This is a genomic window from Actinoplanes sp. NPDC051851 (assembly GCF_040681165.1).
Taxonomy (GTDB): domain Bacteria; phylum Actinomycetota; class Actinomycetes; order Mycobacteriales; family Micromonosporaceae; genus Actinoplanes.
Map to the genome: position 1 here is coordinate 72498 of NZ_JBFAYF010000043.1, position 19589 is coordinate 92086.

The following is a 19589-nucleotide window of genomic DNA, read 5'->3' on the forward strand; positions in this document are numbered from 1 at the left end:
ATTGACTATTCCCGTCGATGCGGACGGCGGTCACGGGAAGACGATCGTGTGGCTGCCGTGCCGGATGACCCGGTCCTGGCTGTGCCAGAGGACCGCCCTGGAGAGCACGTCGCGTTCCACGTCGGCGCCGCGGCGCTGCAGCTCGGCGACGCTGTGGGCGTGCGAGACCCGGACCACGTCCTGTTCGATGATCGGGCCCTCGTCGAGGTCCTCGGTGACGTAGTGGGCGGTGGCGCCGACCAGCTTCACGCCGCGGGCCTTCGCCTTGGCGTACGGTCCGGCGCCGATGAACGCCGGCAGGAAGCTGTGGTGGATGTTGATGATGGGTACGCCGACCCGGTCGATGAAGTCGCCGGAGAGGATCTGCATGTAGCGGGCCAGGACCACGAAGTCGACGTTGCCGGCGAGCAGCCGCAGGTGCTCGGCCTCGGCGGCGGACTTGTCCGGGCCGGCCGGCGACGGTACGTGGAAGAACGGGATGCCGAACGAGCGGACCTCGTCGGCGGTGTCCGGGTGGTTGGAGATCACCATGGCGACGTTGACCGGCAGTTCGCCGCGGCGGTGGCGCCAGAGCAGGTCGAGCAGGCAGTGGTCGGCCTTGGAGGCGAAGATCGCCACCCGCCGCGGGACGGCGAGGTCGCGCAGCGTGAAGCTCAGGTCGCCGAGTTCGGCGATCAGGTCCTGCTCGATCTTCGGCAGGGCGGCGCGCAGCCCGGGCCTACTGAGGACGGTGCGCTGGAAGAAGGCACCGCCGCGGGGATTGTCGGAGTACTGGTCGAGCGAGACGATGTTGGCGTCGTGGCGACCGAGCACACCGCTGATCGCGGCGACGATGCCGGTCCGGTCGGTGCCGTGCACGATCAGGACGGCCTGGTCGGCGGTCGGTGCCACGACGGGTTCCGCGGTACGGGCCTGCTGGGTGACGGTCACGTCAGGTGTCCTTCCGGAAGTCGTGGATCCACTCCGACGTGGCGCGCAGGCCGCCGAAGGTGTAGAAGTGCAGCCGGACGTCGCCGTGCACCTCGGGGTGGTAGTCGGTGGCCAGGGTCTGCAGGAAACGGTCGGGCCCGGCGGTGGACATCAGGTTGGTCAGCGACAGGCCGTACTTGCGGGCGATCGAGGCGCCGGTGCCGACACCCATCCGGGCGGCGAAGCGCAGCAGGCGGCGGACCCCGGCGGGTCCGGGTACGCCGACGCGGACCGGGACGTCGACACCGGACTGCCGGAGACGGGCGATCCAGTCCAGCACCGGGTCGACGTCGAAGCCGAACTGCGTGATGATCTCGCCGGAGAGGCCCCGGTCCCGCAGCGCACCGACCTTCGTGGCCAGCGCGGTCGCGAGGGTGGTCGCCGGGATGCCGGGATGGCCTTCGGGATATCCGGCGATGCCCACGTGGCGTACCCCGAAAGCTTCTAAAAGACCGGAATCGATCAAAGACAGGGCGTCCGGGTACGGGCCGTGGGGCTCGGCCGGGTCGCCGCCGACGGTGAAGATCTCGGACTGGGTGCCGTCGTCGCGCAGCGCGGCGAGGAATGCGGTCAGCGCGCCGGCCGAGGCGAGCCGGCGGGCCGACACGTGGGGCACCGGGGTGAAGCCGCTGTCCCGGACGGCACGGGCGGCGGTCCGGCGCAGGGGCAGGTCCTCGTTGCCGAGAAAGGTCACGTTGATCCGGGTGCCGGCCGGGAGCAGCGGGCGGGCGGCCGGCAGCTCCTCGGTGTCCTTTCCGGTCATCTCCAGGGAGAAGTCGTCCAGCAGCCGGGCCAGCCGAGCCGCCGGACGGGTCGTCGCTGAGGTCATGGTGCTCCTGACGGGAGGGGTCCCGCGCGCCGCCGGAGAACGGCGCGCGGGAGGCGCGGTCAGTCCTGGCGGTAGTGCGTGCGGGCGTGCTCGTTGTACGGCGCGGGTGCGACGGTGGCCCGGATGCGCGGGAAGTCGGGGCTGCTGTCGTCGCCGGGATGCTCGCCCCAGACCACCTCGACCTCGGTGCCGGGCGTCGCGAACTCCGGGCTGACCAGGGACAGCGCGAGGATCGACCGGTACGGGTCGAGCGCGGCGACGTGGTAGGTGGTGCCGGCCGGCCCGGCGGAGGTCTCGATGCGGTGCCGGGAGTAGCTGAGCACGAACCCGGGGTCCTCGCCGAGCACCCGGCGGACGTCGTCGTTGTCGAGGACCAGCGTGACCTTGGACCAGCGGACGTTCTCGCGGGCCTTGAGGAGGGCGTCCCGGCCGATGAAGTCGTGGCCGAAGTGGATCAGACGGCCGTACCCGAGCTCGAAGGGGGTGACGTAGTAGTCCTCGATCTCCGGCGAGTGGAAGCTGCCGTGCAGCGGCCGCTGCCCCTCGATGCCGAAGAGCGGCAGCCAGCGCCGGTAGTCCTCGAGTTCCGGGTCGGAGTAGATGCCCGGTGTCGGCGAGGGCACCCAGCCGGACTCGACCGACGCGGTGGTGTAGGCCCGCGCGCCGACCCGGACCACGCCGAGCGGTTCGCCGGCGGTGAGCAGCGCGTCGAGGACGTGGTCGCCGTCGGCCCAGTCGCCGATGAACTCGTACCCGGCCTGCCCGGCCATGCCGTGCCGGAGGGCCTTGAAGGTCCGCCCGCCGAGCGTGACCGGCGTCCAGTGGAAGAACTTCGTGGGCGGCAGCGGCCCGCCGAACACGCTCTCCACCAGCTGCTGGGCGAGGGGCCCCTGCACCTGGTACCGGAAGAGTCCCGGGTCGCCGCCGCCCGGGCGGTAGGCGGAGGACGGGTCGGTACGGAAGCCGACGTCGTAGCCGCCCCTCTCGCCGTGGTACCGCACCCAGTGCTGGGAGGCGGGGATCCCGGAGAGCAGGTACCGGTTCTCCGCCTCGCGGGCCAGGATCCCGTCGGTGACGATGAATCCGCGCTCGGTGACCGGGACGATCTGCTTGGCCTGGCCGATCGCGAACCTCTCGTAGTTGTTCGCGCTGACCGCGGCGAGCAGCTTCGTGGCGTCCGGGCCCTCGATGACCATGTCGTACATGTGGTGCGAGAGGTTCGAGATCGCGACGCCCTCGTGCCAGGCGCGCTGCTCGGTACGCCAGCCGGCGTACTCGGGCTCCACGACCTCGGGGTTCCAGGGTGCGGCGCCGGGTTTCCACAGCAGGCGTACGGGCGATCCGGCCCTCTCGATGCCGTCCTGAAGGGTCGGTGCGGTCATGGCTACCTCCTGGGGATACACGTCGGAGCAGCTCAGCGCCTGCTAAATCGAGCTAGCACTAAACCGAGCTAGTTGGGAAAGCTACCGGCGTGTTACGCGATGACGCAAGACACACTTCGCAGCGCGGCATGCCGCGTACGCAAGCAAAGATTGTTCAGACGGTCCGGCGGACCAGGACCCGGGCGGGTGCCGGCACCAGGCCCGCGGTGTCGAGACCGAGCGCCTCGCGGGCGGCGACCCGGCCGTGCGCCTCCGCGTCGATGTGGACCGTCGTCAGCGGCGGGGTGAACAGGGCGCCGTACTCGGTGTCGTCGAAACCGATCACCGCGCACTCCCCCGGCACCGCGACGTCCAGGTCCCGCAGCGCGGTCAGGGTGCGCAGGGCCACGTCGTCGTCGTGCGCGGCGACGGCGGTCACCTCGGGCGCCGTACGCCGGAACTCCGCCACCGCCGCGGCACCCGCCTCCCGCGGGCGCGGCACCACCAGCGAACGCAGCGGCGGCAGTCCGCAGGAGCGCGCGGCCTGCTGGGCGAAGCCGAGCCGGACCTCGGCCAGCGGCGCCTCCGCGGGCAGCGCCAGCGCGATCGCGGTGTGCCCGTGCTCGGCGAGGTGGCCGATCTGCAGCGCGGTGTGCGCCGCCAGCCCGTCGCGCCAGCCGCCGCCGAGGTCGTCCAGCTCGTGGCCGGTCTGGTAGACCTCGCCGAAGCGCAGCACGGCCCGCGGGTTGATCGCGTCCAGCACCTGCTTCGCCGCGTCCGGCCCGGTCGGCCCGTGCCGGACCATCAGCACGTGACCGTTGGCGGCGAGCTCCTCGTCCAGGCCGCGCACGTAGCTGCGCGAGTAGTTGCCCTCCAGGCCGCTCGCGATGAACAGCACCACGATCCGCGACGCGCCCTCGCGCAGCGCCCGGGCGATGCCGTGCGGCCGGTAGCCCAGCTCCCGGACGACCCGCAGCACCCGCTTCCGGGTCGCCTCGGAGATCGTCTGGTTCGGCGTCTCATTGAGCACGAAGCTGACCGTGGCCCGCGAGACACCGCTGGCCGCAGCCACATCCTTCAGCGTCGCCCGCCGCCCCTCTGTCACCCCCCGACCCTACCGACCCACCTCGGCGGATCGCCCCGGGCCGACGCCACGCTCTCACCCCTCACGAAAGCCGTTCTCGGCAACCCATGGTCGACATATGGGCGTTCATCGCCAAGACCGGGAGGTACCAAGGGGAGACGCGGCGTTGAGTGTGGCTTCCGGAGATTACGGCGTCAGGGGCGGATACCGGCGCGGACGGCGAGGGAGACGAGCTGGGCGCGGTCCCGGGTGCCGGCCTTGGCCATGGCGCGGTTGACGTGGGTCTTCACGGTGAACGGGGAGACCACCAGGCGGGCGGCGATCTCGTGGTTGTCCAGGCCGGCGACGACCAGGTGGACGATCTCGTGCTCGCGGGCGGTCAGCTCGGTGAAGCGGGCCACGGCCTGTGGATCGGGGGGCGTGCCCCGGTCCTCGGCGACGTGCGTGACCACGGCGTCGACGGCGGTCGCCGAGAGCACCCGGCCACCCGCGGCGACCCGGGCGATCGCGGCGGTCAGCTCGGCGGGGCCGGCGCCCTTGCTGAGGAAGCCGTCGGCGCCGGCACGGAGCGCGGCCAGCACGTTGGCGTCCTGATCAAAGGTGGTCAGCACCAGGATCCGCGGCTGGGGGCCGGCGGCGGCGCGCACCCGGCGGGTCGTCTCCACCCCGTCGATGCCGGGCATGTTCAGGTCCATCAGGAGTACGTCGGCGCCGGTACCGTCGTCCAGCAGCCGCAGCAGCGCCAGCCCGTCGGGTGCCTCGGCCACCACGGTCAGCTCCGGGTGCGCGTCGAGGATGGTGCGCAGACCGGCGCGGATGATCTCCTGGTCGTCAACGAGTACCACACGGATCATGCGGGTGTCTCCCCTCGGAGTGGCAGCCGGGCCCGGAGCCGGAACAGGCCGTCGGTGAGCCGGACGTCCAGTACGCCGCCGGTGGACTCGGCGCGCTCGCGCATCCCGGCGATGCCGTGCCCGCCGCCGGTGCGGTGCCGGCCCGGGGCGTCCCCGGCCCGCGTGTTGGTCACCTCGATCACCACCACGGCATCGTCCACGACGTCGAGGCGCAGCGTCGCGGATCCGGTGCCGTAGCGCTGGGCGTTGGTGAGCGCTTCCTGGACGATGCGGTAGACGGCGGCGCTCACCGGCGCGGGCATCGGGCAGGACAGGCCCGGCAGGGTGGCGTCGACCCGCAGCCCGGCCGCGCGCAGCCGGTCCACCAGGCCCGCCACCTCGCCGTGGCCCGGTGTCGGCGGTGGTGGCTCGCCGTCGCCGATGCGCAGCACCCGGAGGATCTGCTGGGTCTCGCGCAGCACCGCCTGCACCCCGGTACGCGCGGCGCCGATGTCGCCGGACGCCCGGCCCGGGTCGGCGGAGAGGTGCACCTCGGCCGCGCCCAGGTGCATGCTGACCACCGCGATCTGGTGGCCGACGCTGTCGTGCAGGTCGCGGGCGATGCGGACGCGCTCCTCGGCGACGCCCTGACGCACCGCCGACTCGCGGCTCTCCAACGCGGCCTGCGTCCGGTGCTCCAGCTCGGCCCGGTACAGCCGCTGGGACCGGACCGCGCTGCCGGCGGAGGCCGCGACCAGCGCCGCGAAGCCGGCCACCCCGGCGGCCGGGTCCACCGAGATGACCACCGTGCCCGCGTGCAGCCCGGCCGCGACCGTGTTCCCGGTGCCGACGAGCGCGGCGACCAGCAGGCCGGACGTCCCGCGCAGGGTGAGCAGGAAGGCGCCGAAGACCGCCATCGAGTAGTCGGCGACCGGATCCCAGCCGAGCAGCGCGCCGAGCGTCGGCCCGGTGGTGAGCAGCAGCAACGCCACCACGGGACGGCGGTGCAGCACGATCGCGGCGGCGACGGCGCACGCCAGCGACGGCAGGCCCCGCCCGGCCGCGTGCGCCTTGCCGATGGTGATGGCCTCCACCGACGCGCTGAGACCGATCAGGGTGTACGCGGTGACCGCGAACGCACGCGGCACTCTCATCGTGGTGACATGACCGAGAATGCCCGCTCGACGAGTCCCGGGAGGTCGTCGGTGCCGCCGCTGTCGGTCCAGCTGTCCACGGCGGCGTTGTAGCAGGCGAAGGCGGCGGAGACGAGGACCGTCGCGCGCAGGCGCGCGCCGTCCGGGCGGTCGTCGTGCCGTTCCAGCAGCGCGGTCGCCAGCAGCGGGCGCCAGGTCGCCTGACGCTCGAGGTTGCGGGCGCACAGGGCCGGCGTCCGCCGGATCAGGCCGGTCAGGGCCAGGGTGCCGGCCGGGTCCCGCCGGCAGCGGTCGGCGATCCGGCCGAGCAGCGCGCAGAGCAGGACCGTCCAGTCGTCCTCGCCGGCGGGGCGGGCCCGGATCGCGGCGGCCAGCAGGTCGCCCTGGTCCTCGAAGGCCGCGAGGACCGCGTCCTCCTTGGTGGTGAAGTAGCGCAGGAACGTACTGCGGGACACCCCACCGGCGGCGGCCAGTTCGTTGACCGTGATCCGGTCGAAGCCGCCCTGGTGGAACAGCTCGACGGCGACCTCGGCGAGCCGGCTCCGGACCGCGGTCCGCGCGATCTCTCTGCTACCCACCGGGCGATGGTAGCGGTGCCGCGGCCGTACCTCGAACTTGAAGCCAAAAATGAAACTTAGTACCATCTTTAAAACCAAGTTCCAGAGTTAGGAGTACGGCCATGGCTTCACCCGCCCTCGGCATCATCGGCAGCGGCATGATCGGTGGCACCGTGGCGCGCCTCGCCGCCGCCGCGGGCATCGACGTGGTGATCGGCAACTCGCGCGGCCCGGACACCCTCGGCGAGCTGGTCGACTCGGTCGGCCCGCGCGCCCGGGCGGCCACCGCAGCCGAGGCGGCGAGCACCGGGCTGGTCGTGGTCGCGGTGCCGCTGCACGCCTACGACCGGTTGCCGGTGGCCGAGGTCTCCGGCGGCGTGGTCGTCGACGCGATGAACTACTACCCGGAGCGGGACGGCCACATCGGGGCACTCGACGGCGGCGAGCTGACCTCCAGCGAGCTGGTCCAGCGGCAGCTGACCGGCGCGACGGTCGTCAAGGCGTTCAACAACATCGACTTCCGGCGCCTGGGCACGCTGGCCCGCCCGGCCGGTGCGGGCGACCGCAGCGCGCTGCCGGTGGCCGGGGACGACGGCGCCGCCACGGCCCGGGTGGTCGAGCTGCTCGACCGGCTCGGGTACGACGCGGTCGAGCTCGGCACCCTCGCCGACAGCTGGCGCAGTCGTCCCGGCACCCCCGTCTACGTCCAGCCGTACTTCCCCGGCGAGCCGCCGGCCGGCCAGGACCGGCGGACGTGGTTCTTCGAGACTCCCGGGGTGGCCGTGCCGGCCGCGCGCGTCCGCGAGCTGCTGGCCACGGCCGTGCGCTGACCGGTCACCCCGCCGCGCCGGCCCGGCGACCTGGGCGCCGCCGCCGCGTTCCCGCTCTCCGACGACGCCGAGTGGATCAACGGACGGGCCCGGGCCGTCGACGGCGGCGCCGACATGGGCCAGTGACCTCAGGCCGGCTTCCGGGCGCGCGCCACCAGACCGCCGCCGGCCCCGAGCCCCACCAGCCCGAGGCCGGCCGCGGCGCTGATGCCGGTCACGCCGTCGACCAGCACCAGCACGACGGCCGCCGCGGAGAGGTTGAACAGGAACAGGAACCACATCACCGGACGCGTGCCGAGGAAGGACTTGACCGGCTCCCGGCGCGCGATCAAGGTCCCGGTGATCAGGGAGAGGACCAGGCCGCCGTACGTCGCAAGGGTCTGAGAAGGCCCCTCCGGCACGAAGCCGGAACCGAGGCAGGCGCCGATGGCGACGAGGAACAGGGCCCAGATCCCGGCCCACAGCAGACGCGAACTCATCCGAACGTCACCACGACCTTCTCCGCGGCGCCCGGCGTGGTCGCCAGCGCGAGCGCCCGCTCCACCTCCGCGAACGGCACCGTGTCACTGACGATGTGCGCGTACCGTTCCCAGTTCGCGACGATGTCTCCGGTCACCTCGAAGATCTCCGTCGGATAGCCCATCGCCAGCACCACGGTCAGCTCCGTGGTCAGCAGCGCACCGAGATCGACCGGCACCGGCGCCTTGTGCACCGCGACGACGCCCAGGGTCGCGCCGTGCTTGGCGATATCGGACACCGTCGCGATGACCGCGGGCACCCCGGCCGCGTCGAGGTAGATGTCGGTGCCCGCGCGCACGCCGCGGGTGAAGCCGCTGGTCGCCTCGCCGTGCAGTTCGACGATGCGGGCCGCGGTGTCCTCCCGGGACGAGTCGATCACCGCGTCCGCGCCGACCAGAAGTGCCTTCGCCAGCCGGTTGGGCACGATGTCGACGACGATGACGTGCGCCCCGCGCAGCTTGTAGCCGATCGCCGCACCGAGCCCGATCGGCCCCGCCCCGAACACCACCACCCGGTCACCGGACTTCGGCGCCGTCCGGTTGACCGCGTGCCGGGCCACCGCCATCGGCTCGTTGAGCGCCGCCACCGCCCACGGGATGTGCGGCGGGACCGTCACCAGGTGCCGGCCCACCTCGGCGTCGCGGATCAGCAGATACTCGGAGAGCCCGCCCTGGGCGCCGCCGCTGCCGATCAGCCCGTCACTGGCGGCCATCGTGTCGATGACCACGTGGTCGCCCACCGACAGCCCCTCGACGAGAGCGCCGACCTCGGCGATCTCGCCGGCCGGCTCGTGACCCAGCGGGGTGGCGCCCTGCCGTGGCGGGATGCCGCCGACCTTGATGTAGAGCCCGTCCGAGCCGCAGATGCCGCAGGCCCGCATCCGCACCAGCACGTCCCGCGGACCGGTCTCCGGGCGGTCGACCTCCATCGTCGCCGTGCTGCCCGGACCGTCGACCATCACAACCTTCATCGCGTCTCCTCTTCCCCGTGTCTCCCGTGCGGAGCGCGGATGTGCGCCGCCGGACACGAAGAAGCCTCCCCGGATCCGGCGAAGTGCGGGAACAGCGAGCGGACGATCTCCGGGTACTGCGTTCGCGGTACCGCATTCTCACCGTTCTCTTACCTCTCCTTTCCGGCAGAACGGTCTCCTTTCCTGCAATTCTTGTCATTCCCGGCAGATGCGGCTGTCGGGCACAGAAATGACACAGCCGGAATGGTGAAGGAGTTCTACGGTGCAGCGCAGGGCGTTTCTGAAAGGCTCGGCCGGAGTGGGTCTGCTGTCGGTTCTCGGCGTGGCGGCGTGCGGTTCGGATTCCGGGTCCGCCTCGGCGGCGACGAACGCCACCGCGATCACGCAGGTGTACGGCGGCGGCCAGAAGTTCATCGCGGTCGCGCTCGAGTTCCCGGCGGAGATCGACACCGCGAAGCTGGCGACGGCGGACTTCACCGTGGCGGGGCGGACCGTGACCAAGGTGTACGCGAACACCACGGCGGCGGTCGCCGACACGGGTGTGAACGGCCGGTACGCGATCGTCGAACTGTCGGCCGACGACGCGGACGCGGCGCTGTGGGTCACCGGTCAGGGTGGCGGTGGCGGCAACGGCGGTGGGGCACCGTCGGGAGGCGCGATGCCATCCGGGGGAGCGATGCCCTCCGGGGCCCAGGGCGGACCACCGGCCGCCGGTGCGGACTCGGCGCCGACCGTCAAGACGGCCTCGGCGTCGATCACGCAGGTCAACGCGATCACCGCGGTCGACGGCACCACCTATCCCGCCGCCACCGCACTGGCCACGAACGCCGTGGTGACCCCGATCGTGGACGACTTCCAGCAGTTCACCTACGCCGACACGGCGACCGGGGAGAGCATCGCGTACAACCTGTTCATCCCGAAGGACTACGACGAGAGCACGACATACCCCCTGGTGCTGTTCATGCACGACGCCAGCGTGGTCGGCGCCCCGGCGCAGGGGCCGCTGGTGCAGGGCCTGGGTGCGATCTGCTGGGCGAGCGAGGCCGACCAGGCGAAGAATCCGTGCTTCGTGCTCGCTCCGCAGTACGCCACGGTCGTGGTGCAGGACGACTACCAGCCGACGAAGCAGTTCGACGCCACCATCAACCTGGTGAACTCGCTGGCCGATCAGTACCGCATCGACACGAAGCGGATGTACGCCACCGGCCAGTCGATGGGCGCGATGATGACCATCGGCATGAACGCCCGGCATCCCGAGTTGTTCGCGGCGTCGTTCATCGTGGCCGGGCAGTGGCCCGCCGAGCAGACCGCGGCACTGTCCGGAAAGAAACTGTGGATCACCGTTTCCGAGGGCGACACCAAGGCCTATCCGGGAATGACCGCGATCACCGCGCTCGCCGAGAAGAACGGCGCGAAGGTCACCCACGCGACCTGGCAGGGCGACGCCGCCGCGGAGCAGTTCGCCAGCGACGTGAGCACGATGGAGACGGCGAAGGCCGGCATCAACTTCGCCAGCTTCGCGACCGGCACCCTGCCCGCGGTCAAGGCCGGCACCACCATGGAGCACATGGCCACCTGGCAGGTCGCCTACACCATCGACGGCATCCGCGAATGGATCATGAAGCAGTCGGGCTGACGTCCACGCCGGTCGGCGCCGCCGGCAGCAGGCGGGCCGGCCCGACGGTGAAGCCGACCTCGGCACCGCCGCCGGGCCGCGCCCGGGCGAACGCGGTGCCGTCGTGCGCGGCCGCGACGTCCCGGACGATGGCTAGTCCCAGGCCGGATCCGCGCAGGCCACGAGCGGTGTCCGCGCGGTAGAACCGGTCGAACACCCGCGGCACGTCCCCGGCCGCGATCCCCGGCCCGCGGTCCAGGACGGCGACCTCGCCCCGGCGGACCCGTACCTCGATCGGCTCCGGCCCGTCGGCATCGAACTTGGCGGCGTTCTCCAGCAGGTTCCCGACCGCCCGGGCCAGGCTCCGCCGTCGGCCGAGCACGCGGGAGTCGTCGCTCTCCGAGACCACTTCCCTTCCGGTACGGCGGTGCGCCCGGTCGGCCGCCCTCCGCACGAGTGCCGTCAGCTCCACCGGTTCCTCGGGCTCGTCGCGGTGGGTGGCGAGGGCGAGCTCGATCAGTTCGTCGGTCAGCCGGCTGAGCTCGCGGGTCTCCCCGTCGATGTCGTCGATCAGCCGCTGCCGGCTCGGCGGGGAGAGCTCGTCCATCCGGCGCAGCACGGTGGCGTTGGTGCGCAGGCTGGTCAACGGGGTGCGCAGTTCGTGCGCGGCGTCCTGGACGAGGCGTTCCTGTTCCTCCCGGGCGGTGGCGAGCCGGCCGAGCATGGTGTTGAACGACACCGCCAGCCGGCCGACCTCGTCCCGCCCGTCCACCGGTACGGCCTGGTCGGCCCGCCCGTCGGCGCTGACCCGCTCGGCGATCCCGGCGAGCCGGACCAGCCGGCGGGTGATGCGCCGGGCGAGCAGCCAGCCGGTCCCGGCGGCGGCGAGCAGCACCGCCCCGCTGATCAGGGTGAACTGCAGCGCCATGCCGTTCAGCACGTACCGCACGTAGCCCGCCGGCACCGCGACCTGCAGCACGCCCTGCCCGCCGGCGAGCACGGTGGTCCGCTGGCGGTACGTCTCCCCGTCCACCACCACCTCGCTCGTGGTCGTCTCCCCCGCCGTACCGGAGACGGCAAGCTGGTGGATCGCGGCCGAGACCGGCAGCGCGCGGGGATAGCCGACCAGCGGGACGACGGCCGCGTCCCGGGCCACCCGCTGCGCGACGACGTGTACGTCCTGCCCGCAGGCCGGTTGGGGCCGGCAGAGCGCGACACCGGCGGCGACCGGTTCGGCGGTGACCCCGGACGACGTGCCGGCGAATCCGGCCAGGGCCACGGTGACGGTGCTCAGCGACCGGTCCATCTCCTGGCTGACCCGCCGCGACGCCACCTGGTAGCCGAGGACGCCGACCAGGGCCGCCGCGACCGTACTGATGACGGCGAAGATGAGGGCGAACCGGGTCCGCAGGCTCATGGCGTCCGCAGCGAGTAGCCCACGCCGCGGACGGTGTGGATCAGCGCGGGCGCGCCGGCCGCGGTCAGCTTGCGCCGCAGGTAGCCGATGTACACCGCCAGGTTCTTGGAGTCGGCACCGAAGTCGTAGCCCCAGATCAGCTGGTAGACCGTCGGCTGGTCGAGGACCGCGCCGGCGTTGCCGGAGAGGAGTTCGAGCAGATCGAATTCGGTCTTCGACAGCGACAACTCCGCGTCCGCCCACCAGGCGCGGCGGGCCGCGACGTCGATCCGCAGGTCCGCGACCCGGAGCACGGCACTCTCGCCCTGCCCGCCGGAGCCCGGCCGGGTACGCCGGAGCAGCGCGCGCAGCCGGGCGAAGAGCTCCTCCGGCTCGAACGGTTTCGGCAGGTAGTCGTCGGCGCCCGCGTCCAGCCCGGCGACCCGCTCCGAGGTCTCCACCCGCGCGGTGAGCATCAGCACCGGTGTCCGGTCCCCGTCGGCCCGCAGCATCCGGCACACGCCGAGGCCGTCGATCCCGGGCATCATGACGTCGACGATCATCGCGTCCCAGACCTCCCGGCGGGCCCGGGTCAGCGCCCCGGCGCCGTCCGCCACGGTCTCCACCGCGTAGCCCTCCAGCTCCAGGGCACGGGCCAGCGACTCCCGGATGGCCCGGTCGTCATCGGCGACGAGCACACGATCCTGCATCCGACCATGATCCCTCGCGGCGTCGTCAGCCGCGGGGGTCGCCGGGAACCAGGGGTGCGGTGAGGCCGGCGCTGAGGACCGCCACCAGGTCGTCGATCAGCACGCCGATCGGGGCGGGCAGGTTCGCCCGCTTGCGCTGGGCGGCGTGGTAGCGCGCGAGGGCGTGGACGGCGCTGGTCAGCGTCACCCACCAGCGCTCCTCCAGCACCGCGTCCGGGATGTCCGGGACGAGGCGGCTGACGACCGTACGCAGGGTGACCACCGACGCGCCGGTGTGCACGTCGCCGAGGCCCTCGTAGCCGCCCTCCTCGGTGATGTAGAGGGAGAGGAACGCGAGGTAGTGGTTGTCCGGCTGGATGTGGATGGCGAGCGGGCGGACGAAGGCCGCGACCACGTCGGCGACAGTCGGCGGGGTGCCGCCGAGCATCAGGCCGGCGACCAGGTCCACCCGGCTGGCCTCGCTCTGCGCGCCGCGGAACTCCATGATGGCCCGGACCACCTCGTCGCGTTCGCCGAAGTGGTACTGGACGACGGCGTGGTTGCGCTGGCCGGCCGCGGCACCGATGTCGCGGAGCGGTACCGCGGCGATGCCGTGCTCGGCGAAGAGGCGTTCCGCGGCGGTGAGGATGGCCTGGCGGGTGGACTCGCCCCGGACGTTCCTGCGTTCCCCGCCCGTACGGGAGGTGGTGCCGCGGCGCGCTGTTCGGTCGGGCGGAGTCTGGGACATGGTTCAGGAATCTATCGGTACGTCGAGGCCGAGCGGCGCAAGCCCGGTCCCGGCGGGATAGACGTCACCGAAGACGGGGACACCCTCCCGGGTGAGGATCGGCGGCCCGCCGTCCGAGGGCAGGTCGGCGATGATGCGGCGCTCGCCGCCGGCCACGATGCTGAGCCCGCCGCCCGCCGGGCCCAGATCGATCCGCAGCCCGGCGAGGGTGACGTCGAGGGCGCCGTGATGGGCGGTGTACCGCACCGCGCCGCCGAAGCCCAGCACCCGGGACCCGGCCGCGAGGACGTCGGTCACCAGCGGGAACGTGACGACGTCGGCCGCGTCGAGCACCGCGCCGCCGGAGGCCTCGACCGTGCCGGCGGCGATCACGCGGACGTAGCGTACGAAAGAGGCCTTGACGGCCCAGCGCAGCGCCCCGGGCGGCGGCGTCAAGCGTCGCGCCGATGCTCGTCCGGGAAGCCGGTCATGCCCTCGTCGAGCTGGAGGCCGAGCACGTTGAACGCGGTGCAGTGCATGTCGTAGGTGCCGACCGTGAACGCGAAGTCGATCAGCTGCTCCCGGGTGAACTGCTTCTCCAGCGCGGTCCAGGTCGTACCGGAGACGTTCTTGATGGTGCACATCTCGTCGATGGCGCGCACGATCGCGGCGTCCTCCGGCGACCAGACGGCGGCGTCCGGGCCATCGCTGAGCGCGGCGACCTCCGCCTCGGTCAGGTAGCCGGCGGCCTGGCTGATCCAGACGTGCTGGGCCCACTCGTACTCGCCGAAGCCGAGCCAGGTGGTCCGCAGGATGACCATCTCGCGGACCCGGTCGGAGAGGGTCGAGTGCCGCAGGTGGTTCGAGAAGGGCATCCAGCCGCGCACGAACGCGGGGTGCCAGGCGTAGATCCCGAGGATGTTCGCTTTCGGTCGCGCGGGCCGCTCGCCCTGGTCGCCACCGGGGGCGTGGGCGCGCAGTACCGCGAAGGCCTCGTCGACCTCGTCGGTCCAGTCCTCGGTGGGGCGCGGGGTGATGCGTGGCGTGGTCATTTTCCTCTTCCTCACGCGATTCTCATCATCCGATGAACGAGCCGCCGTTGACGCTGATGGTCTGGCCGGTTATGTAGGAGGCCTCGTCGGCGACGAGGTAGGCGACGGCGGCCGCGATGTCGGCGCCGGTGCCGGTGCGCCCGACCGGGATGAACCTCGCCATCTGCTCGGCGGAGGGCATCTTCCCGGCGTCGCGCTTCTTCTGCACGCTCGGTGTGTCGATCGACGACGGGGCGACCGTGTTGACGGTGATCCCGCTGCGGCCGAACTCCATGGCGAGCGCCTTGGTGAGGGCGAGCTGGCCGCCCTTGGACGCGGCGTAGTGCGCCATGTTGGGCGCGCCGCGCTGCGCGCTCGACGAGGAGATCAGCACGACCCGTCCCCAGCCGGCCGCGACCAGGTCGGGCATCGCGGCGTGCACCGCGTTGAACGTACCGGTGAGATTCACCGCCAGGGTGTGGTTCCACTGGTCGAGCGTCATCTCCAGGAACGGCTGCTGCAGCGCGATCGCGGCGTTGGCGACCACCACGCTGAGCGGGCCGAACTCGGCACGGACCGCGGCCAGCGCGGCGTCGACCTGCGCGCGGTCGCTGACGTCGGCCCGGAATCCGGCGGCCGTCCCGCCGGCGTTCGCGATCTCCTTGGCCGCCGCCTCGGCCGCGCCGTCGACCACGTCGAGGACCGCGACCCTGAATCCGTCCGCGGCCAGGCGCTCGGCGATCGCACGACCGATCCCGGCCGCGGCCCCCGTCACCACCGCGACGCGTCCCGCTCCCGCCATGGGTCTCCCCTCCGATCATTGCGCGCAACAGAACGAGTGTTCCGTTGTGGCGCTCGCCTAGAATCGCCCCACCGCCCGGCGATGTCAAGCAAGGGCCGTTGACACTCATTACCGAGCCCGACGATACTCACTGGTGTTTCGTTGTATAGATATCTCGTTCCTTTAAAAGAACTGAAGGACGGCGCGCATGACCCTCGCAGCCCCTGACCAGCACGTCGTCATCGTCGGCGCCTCCCTCGCCGGAACCCGGACCGCACAGACCCTGCGCGCCCTCGGGCACACCGGCCCGGTCACCCTCATCGGTGCCGAGACCGAGCTCCCGTACGACCGCCCCCCGCTCTCCAAGGCCCTGCTGACCAGCGACTGGTCGGAATCCGCGGTGGCCGGTGCCCGGCTGATCACCGCCGCCGAGCTGGACGAGCTCCGGGTCGAGACCCGGCTGGGCACCGCCGCCACCGGCCTGGACACCGCGACCCGGACCGTGCGGCTGGCCGACGGCACCACGGTCGGCTACGACATCCTGGTCATCGCGACCGGCGCGGCCGCCCGCCCCTCGCCGTGGAACCCCGGCTCCGGCGTCCACCAGCTGCGAACCCTCGACGACGCCCGCGCGATCGGCGAACGCCTGACGCTGGGCGAGCCGGTGGTCGTGGTCGGCGGCGGCTTCATCGGCACCGAGATCGCGGCCGCCGCGGTCCGCCTCGGCTGCTCGGTGACGGTAGTCAATGATCGAAAAAAGCCGAGAAATTTTCGGTACGCCCCAAACCGCCCCTGACCAGCAACATCCCGGCTGGTGCGACCCGTCGCGGTGCACCGCCGACCCGTCAACTCAGGCCGACGGCTACCGATCGGGCGTCGGTGGCGAACACCGATCGACCGACGTGCCGCTGAACATCGGCGCGGGCAACTGGCCGATCCCACCGACCGGTGTGGCGTTCCTGACCGAATCGGTAGCGCCATGGCGCTGCTCCGCTTTCCTGCGCGTCGTCGTCGACGGTGGGGCGCAACTGTCCATGCCGGTCGAGTCCGCCGCGCCGCTGCTTGCCGCCCTCAGCGAGTTGGTCGCCTCCGCGATGGCCGATGAGGAGGTGAGCCGCTGATGAGCCGGGTCGACACAGCGATCCGTGCGGCAGCCGGGGTGACCGTCATCGGTCTCGCCGGCATCGCCGGAGCGATCTCCTACAGCCACATGGCCGAGCTCGCGCACGCCCACGGCGAGATCGGCTGGCGGGCCCACATGTTCCCTTTGTCCGTTGACGGGATCGAGATCGTGTCCTCGCTTGTCCTGCTGGCCGACAAGCGTGCCGGACGTCGGTCCGGCATGCTGCCGTGGGCAGCGTTGATCGCGGGCACCGGGGCGAGCTTTTCCGCCAACTTCGCGGTCGGCGGTAACGACTGGATCGGGCGGGCCGTATCGGGCTGGCCCGCGTTCGCACTTCTGATCGCGGTGAAGTTGCTGTTCGGCCTGCTTGAGCCGTCACCACCGCGTCCAGCCGAATCGGCGGTCTCCGCGACGGGCTCGGGGACCGTCGTCCCGCAAGCTGCGGACGGTCCCGGACCCGCCATCGGGGACGGGGACGGCCTGGGGACGGTCCCGGTCGACAGCGAAGATGGTGGGGACGGCGGGGCACGGCCTCCTGCCGAACCGGCGGCCGGAACCCCAATGGAGCTGACCGATCCGGAGGCGATGGTGTTGCTTCCGGCCGCCCGTGCGGCGCTCCGGACTCTGACGGGCGAAGGGAAGCCGATGACGCGGGAAGCACTGGCTCGTCAGATGCGCGCTGACGGGCATCCGGCGTCCAATGCTCGGATGTCAGTCCTGCTGCGTGTCCTTACCTCGGAGACCCGTAGTGGACAACGGTAAGAGCAACATGCGAGAAGGGCCCGTTTGCCAGGGCTGACGTTCAGGGCGACTCAGTAGAGGTGAGGTCGAGAATCGAGGGCAGGAGGTCCGGGTTAGCGGCGATCGTCGCGGTTGCCGCGAAGCTGTGTGCCGATCCGTCCCGGTCGGCGATTTCCGCGCCGGCTTCACGAGCGATCGCGACGCCAGCCGCGGTGTCCCATGGCTTGTTGGCCAGCATCACAACGGCATCGACCCGCCCGGCCGCCAGCCACGCCAGGTCGATGGCGGCAGAACCGTGCATGCGGACGCGCTGCACGCTCACCGCGAGTCGTTCCGTCAGCGCGAACCGTTCTCTGTTCTTCGCGAGTGCGTTACTCCCCACCGCGTAATCACCGAGCGCTACGACAGCGTCGGCGACTCGCTGTGTAGTGCTCACCCTGATCGGCTGGCCGTCCGCGTACGCGCCGCTGCCTTCCGCCGCCGAGTAGCGGCTGCCGAAGAACGGCAGGTCGATGATGCCGAGGACGGAGCGATTCTCGGTGATCAAGCCCAGAGAGACGGCGCAGAGCGGTGAACCGTGGATGAAATTGACGGTGCCGTCAACCGGGTCGAGTGCCCACGTCAGCTCACGCGAGGTTCCGCTGAGGCCGTGCTCCTCGCCCAGAAAGCCGATCTCTGGTGTGCGATCGGCGAGGAAGGCACGCACTCGCTCCTCGATGGTGAAGTCGACCTCACTCGCCATGTCCCGATCGCCCTTGGCGGTCAGAACGCCAGGCTGCATGGTGCGCATGATCTCGCGCGCTATGTCGACAGCCTGGTGGGCTACCGGCAAGAGGTCGGCGTAATCAGTCATCGGAGCTGTCCACCACTCCAAAGCTCGTCGAAGGTGCGCTCGAAGACGGGGTAGAGCCCCAGCGTCGGCCAGCGCTTCTTGATCACCATTGTCGGCGCTTCCACCCCTCGTGCGTGCGGTAGGTACTGCTGAGCGACGCACATAACGTCATCAATTAGTACAATGTTGACACGAATGCTCTGATCGTAGGTAGCCACCTCAATACGTTCGCGGACTTCGACCGGCAGGCGGTCACGTACCCGAAGGATCCCTTGAAGGTTGAGCGTGGTGAGGGCGCCGAGTTGACCGGCCGGCATACCTTCCTCGGTCTCTCGCTCGCGCGTGGCGCTACCTGCTGGATCGAGGAAGAGCAAGCGTAGGTGTGTGCCGTCGCGAACGAGCTGGGAGAGCCGACTATCGGCGTACTGCTGGCAGATCAAGTTGAGCGATAGGCCGGCTGCCCGGATTTTCGAGGCGTTATCGAACAGTGCGTGCGGCGGAAAGTTCGAGGTGAACTCCGATCGACTTGGGTAGATCGCATCGACGTCGGAGAATCGGGCGATCAACTCCGTTTCGGTGATCGCTTGATCGTACGCCGTGGGCATCATCGCGAGCGCGTCACTCGATGGTGTCGTGAGGTGCATGGCGCCGTACGTGGGATCGCCGAGCATCATCACGACGCGAGCCTCCGTCGGCATGCGGAGCCCGGCGGCTATGCGATTCAAAACGTCGATGCTGCCAACCCTGCGCCTGCCACCGACGATCTCACTGACCTGGGCTTGACTCAGGCCGGCCGCTACGCCGAGGCGAGTTTGGCTCACCTGAGTTTCTCGTTGGACCAGGCGGAAGATCTGGGCGACGTCGCGACTCGCCAAAGCGTTGATCATGGCTTCCGTGTCCCAGAGATGCCGGCTCTTCGAAGTTGAGCGGGGTTCGCGGCTGAGTCCGGTCCGAGTGTGAGGGCTCGCAGCTCATCAGTGATCATCTGAGTGTCTAGATCGGATAGTCACAAGTGAAGAGCTGCGAGCATGGTCAACGATACGACCCGGCTGCTGGGCCTGGACGGCCTGGTCGCCGATCGGGTCGAGCTGCACCCGGACGGTTCGCCCGTCGTCCACCTGTCCACCGGTGATGAGCAGGCACGATGCTGCCCGCAGTGCGGGTTCCGGGCCGTGCGGGTGAAGCAGTGGACCACGACCCGGCCACGTGATCTACCGATGGCAGGGCGGACGGCCCGGCTGCGGTGGCGTAAACGCCGCTGGCACTGTGACCAGCCCGGATGCCCCCGCAAGACGTTCACCGAGCAGGTACCGCAGGTCCCGGCACGGGCCCGGATCACCGTCCGGATGCGCCATGCCGCCGGGGCGGCCGTCGCCGACGCCAACCGCACGATCGTGCAAACCGGCCGTGACCTGGGCCTGTCCTGGCCGGTCGTCGCGGCAGCGTTCACCGCGCACGCCGGGAAGGTGCTGCCGGCCGAACCCGAGCCGGTGACGGTGCTGGGTATCGACGAGGTCCGCCGGGGCAAGCCCCGCTGGAGTTTCGACG

23 protein-coding genes are annotated in these 19589 nt (G+C 71.2%); 6 read left to right on the forward strand and 17 right to left on the reverse strand.

Annotation, left to right across the window (positions count from 1 at the left end; genetic code table 11):
• Window positions 1-30 precede the first annotated feature (30 nt).
• From purU to AB0M08_RS32815, 7 genes are all read right to left on the reverse strand, one after another.
• Window positions 31-930, reverse strand: coding sequence for a formyltetrahydrofolate deformylase (purU, locus tag AB0M08_RS32785; protein WP_364501761.1), 900 nt, complete (start codon window positions 928-930; stop codon window positions 31-33).
• Between the two features lies 1 nt (window position 931).
• Window positions 932-1798 carry a methylenetetrahydrofolate reductase gene (locus AB0M08_RS32790; protein WP_364501763.1) on the reverse strand — a complete coding sequence of 289 codons (867 nt, stop codon included), beginning with the start codon at window positions 1796-1798 and terminating at the stop codon, window positions 932-934.
• Window positions 1799-1857: 59 nt separating this feature from the next.
• Entirely contained in the window at window positions 1858-3180 is a 1323-nt protein-coding gene (locus AB0M08_RS32795) for an aminomethyl transferase family protein (protein WP_364501766.1), read from the reverse strand.
• A 154-nt stretch (window positions 3181-3334) separates the two neighbouring features.
• Entirely contained in the window at window positions 3335-4264 is a 930-nt protein-coding gene (locus AB0M08_RS32800) for a LacI family DNA-binding transcriptional regulator (RefSeq protein ID WP_364501769.1), read from the reverse strand.
• Between the two features lie 173 nt (window positions 4265-4437).
• Window positions 4438-5097, reverse strand: coding sequence for a response regulator transcription factor (locus AB0M08_RS32805; protein WP_364501771.1), 660 nt, complete (start codon window positions 5095-5097; stop codon window positions 4438-4440).
• Window positions 5094-6230, reverse strand: a complete 1137-nt coding sequence (locus tag AB0M08_RS32810) for a histidine kinase (protein WP_364501774.1) — start codon at window positions 6228-6230, stop codon at window positions 5094-5096. The genes AB0M08_RS32805 and AB0M08_RS32810 overlap by 4 nt, the downstream gene beginning before the upstream one ends.
• A complete protein-coding gene (locus tag AB0M08_RS32815) occupies window positions 6227-6808 on the reverse strand; it encodes a TetR family transcriptional regulator (RefSeq protein ID WP_364501777.1) in 582 nt (193 codons plus the stop codon). Before AB0M08_RS32815 ends, AB0M08_RS32810 begins: the two co-directional genes overlap by 4 nt.
• A 101-nt stretch (window positions 6809-6909) precedes the next feature.
• Between AB0M08_RS32815 and AB0M08_RS32820 the strand changes: the two genes are divergently transcribed.
• Complete coding sequence (locus AB0M08_RS32820; RefSeq protein WP_364501780.1) at window positions 6910-7617, forward strand: NAD(P)-binding domain-containing protein; 708 nt, start codon at window positions 6910-6912, stop codon at window positions 7615-7617.
• Window positions 7618-7745: 128 nt separating this feature from the next.
• Here the strand turns inward: AB0M08_RS32820 and AB0M08_RS32825 are convergent, their stop codons facing one another.
• Window positions 7746-8096, reverse strand: coding sequence for a hypothetical protein (locus AB0M08_RS32825; RefSeq protein WP_364501783.1), 351 nt, complete (start codon window positions 8094-8096; stop codon window positions 7746-7748).
• Window positions 8093-9106: a zinc-binding dehydrogenase gene (locus AB0M08_RS32830; RefSeq protein WP_364501785.1), complete on the reverse strand. Its 1014-nt coding sequence runs from the start codon at window positions 9104-9106 to the stop codon at window positions 8093-8095. The genes AB0M08_RS32825 and AB0M08_RS32830 overlap by 4 nt, the downstream gene beginning before the upstream one ends.
• Window positions 9107-9368: 262 nt before the next feature.
• Here AB0M08_RS32830 and AB0M08_RS32835 point away from each other — a divergent pair, with 262 nt between their 5' ends.
• Window positions 9369-10742 (forward strand): prolyl oligopeptidase family serine peptidase, encoded by a 1374-nt coding sequence (locus AB0M08_RS32835; protein WP_364501788.1) that lies wholly within the window; start codon window positions 9369-9371, stop codon window positions 10740-10742.
• On the opposite strand, the gene AB0M08_RS32840 is transcribed toward AB0M08_RS32835, so the two are convergent.
• The 6 genes from AB0M08_RS32840 to AB0M08_RS32865 are packed head-to-tail and all read right to left on the reverse strand — an operon-like array spanning window position 10723 to window position 15366.
• Complete coding sequence (locus AB0M08_RS32840) at window positions 10723-12138, reverse strand: HAMP domain-containing sensor histidine kinase (RefSeq protein WP_364501791.1); 1416 nt, start codon at window positions 12136-12138, stop codon at window positions 10723-10725. The two genes, AB0M08_RS32835 and AB0M08_RS32840, sit on opposite strands and share 20 nt — an antisense overlap.
• On the reverse strand, window positions 12135-12827 hold the full coding sequence (locus AB0M08_RS32845; RefSeq protein WP_364501794.1) for a response regulator transcription factor: 693 nt from the start codon (window positions 12825-12827) through the stop codon (window positions 12135-12137). The genes AB0M08_RS32840 and AB0M08_RS32845 overlap by 4 nt, the downstream gene beginning before the upstream one ends.
• 25 nt (window positions 12828-12852) lie before the next feature.
• Window positions 12853-13554, reverse strand: a complete 702-nt coding sequence (locus AB0M08_RS32850; RefSeq protein ID WP_364501796.1) for a TetR/AcrR family transcriptional regulator — start codon at window positions 13552-13554, stop codon at window positions 12853-12855.
• Between the two features lie 3 nt (window positions 13555-13557).
• Entirely contained in the window at window positions 13558-13989 is a 432-nt protein-coding gene (locus AB0M08_RS32855; RefSeq protein ID WP_364501799.1) for an HtaA domain-containing protein, read from the reverse strand.
• Window positions 13986-14585: a carboxymuconolactone decarboxylase family protein gene (locus tag AB0M08_RS32860; protein WP_364501802.1), complete on the reverse strand. Its 600-nt coding sequence runs from the start codon at window positions 14583-14585 to the stop codon at window positions 13986-13988. The genes AB0M08_RS32855 and AB0M08_RS32860 overlap by 4 nt, the downstream gene beginning before the upstream one ends.
• Window positions 14586-14610: 25 nt before the next feature.
• Window positions 14611-15366, reverse strand: coding sequence for an SDR family NAD(P)-dependent oxidoreductase (locus AB0M08_RS32865; protein WP_364501805.1), 756 nt, complete (start codon window positions 15364-15366; stop codon window positions 14611-14613).
• A gap of 187 nt (window positions 15367-15553) precedes the next feature.
• Here AB0M08_RS32865 and AB0M08_RS32870 point away from each other — a divergent pair, with 187 nt between their 5' ends.
• The 3 genes from AB0M08_RS32870 to AB0M08_RS32880 all read left to right on the forward strand — a co-directional run bounded on the left by AB0M08_RS32870 (window position 15554) and on the right by AB0M08_RS32880 (window position 17230).
• Complete coding sequence (locus tag AB0M08_RS32870; RefSeq protein ID WP_364501808.1) at window positions 15554-16141, forward strand: FAD-dependent oxidoreductase; 588 nt, start codon at window positions 15554-15556, stop codon at window positions 16139-16141.
• Between the two features lie 106 nt (window positions 16142-16247).
• On the forward strand, window positions 16248-16466 hold the full coding sequence (locus AB0M08_RS32875) for a hypothetical protein (protein WP_364501811.1): 219 nt from the start codon (window positions 16248-16250) through the stop codon (window positions 16464-16466).
• Window positions 16466-17230 carry a DUF2637 domain-containing protein gene (locus AB0M08_RS32880; protein WP_364501814.1) on the forward strand — a complete coding sequence of 255 codons (765 nt, stop codon included), beginning with the start codon at window positions 16466-16468 and terminating at the stop codon, window positions 17228-17230. Before AB0M08_RS32875 ends, AB0M08_RS32880 begins: the two co-directional genes overlap by 1 nt.
• Window positions 17231-17270: 40 nt before the next feature.
• On the opposite strand, the gene AB0M08_RS32885 is transcribed toward AB0M08_RS32880, so the two are convergent.
• Both AB0M08_RS32885 and AB0M08_RS32890 read right to left on the reverse strand, forming a co-directional pair.
• Window positions 17271-18062 (reverse strand): inositol monophosphatase family protein, encoded by a 792-nt coding sequence (locus tag AB0M08_RS32885; RefSeq protein ID WP_364501817.1) that lies wholly within the window; start codon window positions 18060-18062, stop codon window positions 17271-17273.
• Entirely contained in the window at window positions 18059-18928 is an 870-nt protein-coding gene (locus AB0M08_RS32890) for a DUF5919 domain-containing protein (protein WP_364501820.1), read from the reverse strand. Before AB0M08_RS32890 ends, AB0M08_RS32885 begins: the two co-directional genes overlap by 4 nt.
• A 141-nt stretch (window positions 18929-19069) precedes the next feature.
• Between AB0M08_RS32890 and AB0M08_RS32895 the strand changes: the two genes are divergently transcribed.
• Window positions 19070-19589: transposase family protein (locus AB0M08_RS32895; protein WP_364501823.1), on the forward strand; the 520-nt coding region annotated here is incomplete at its 3' end.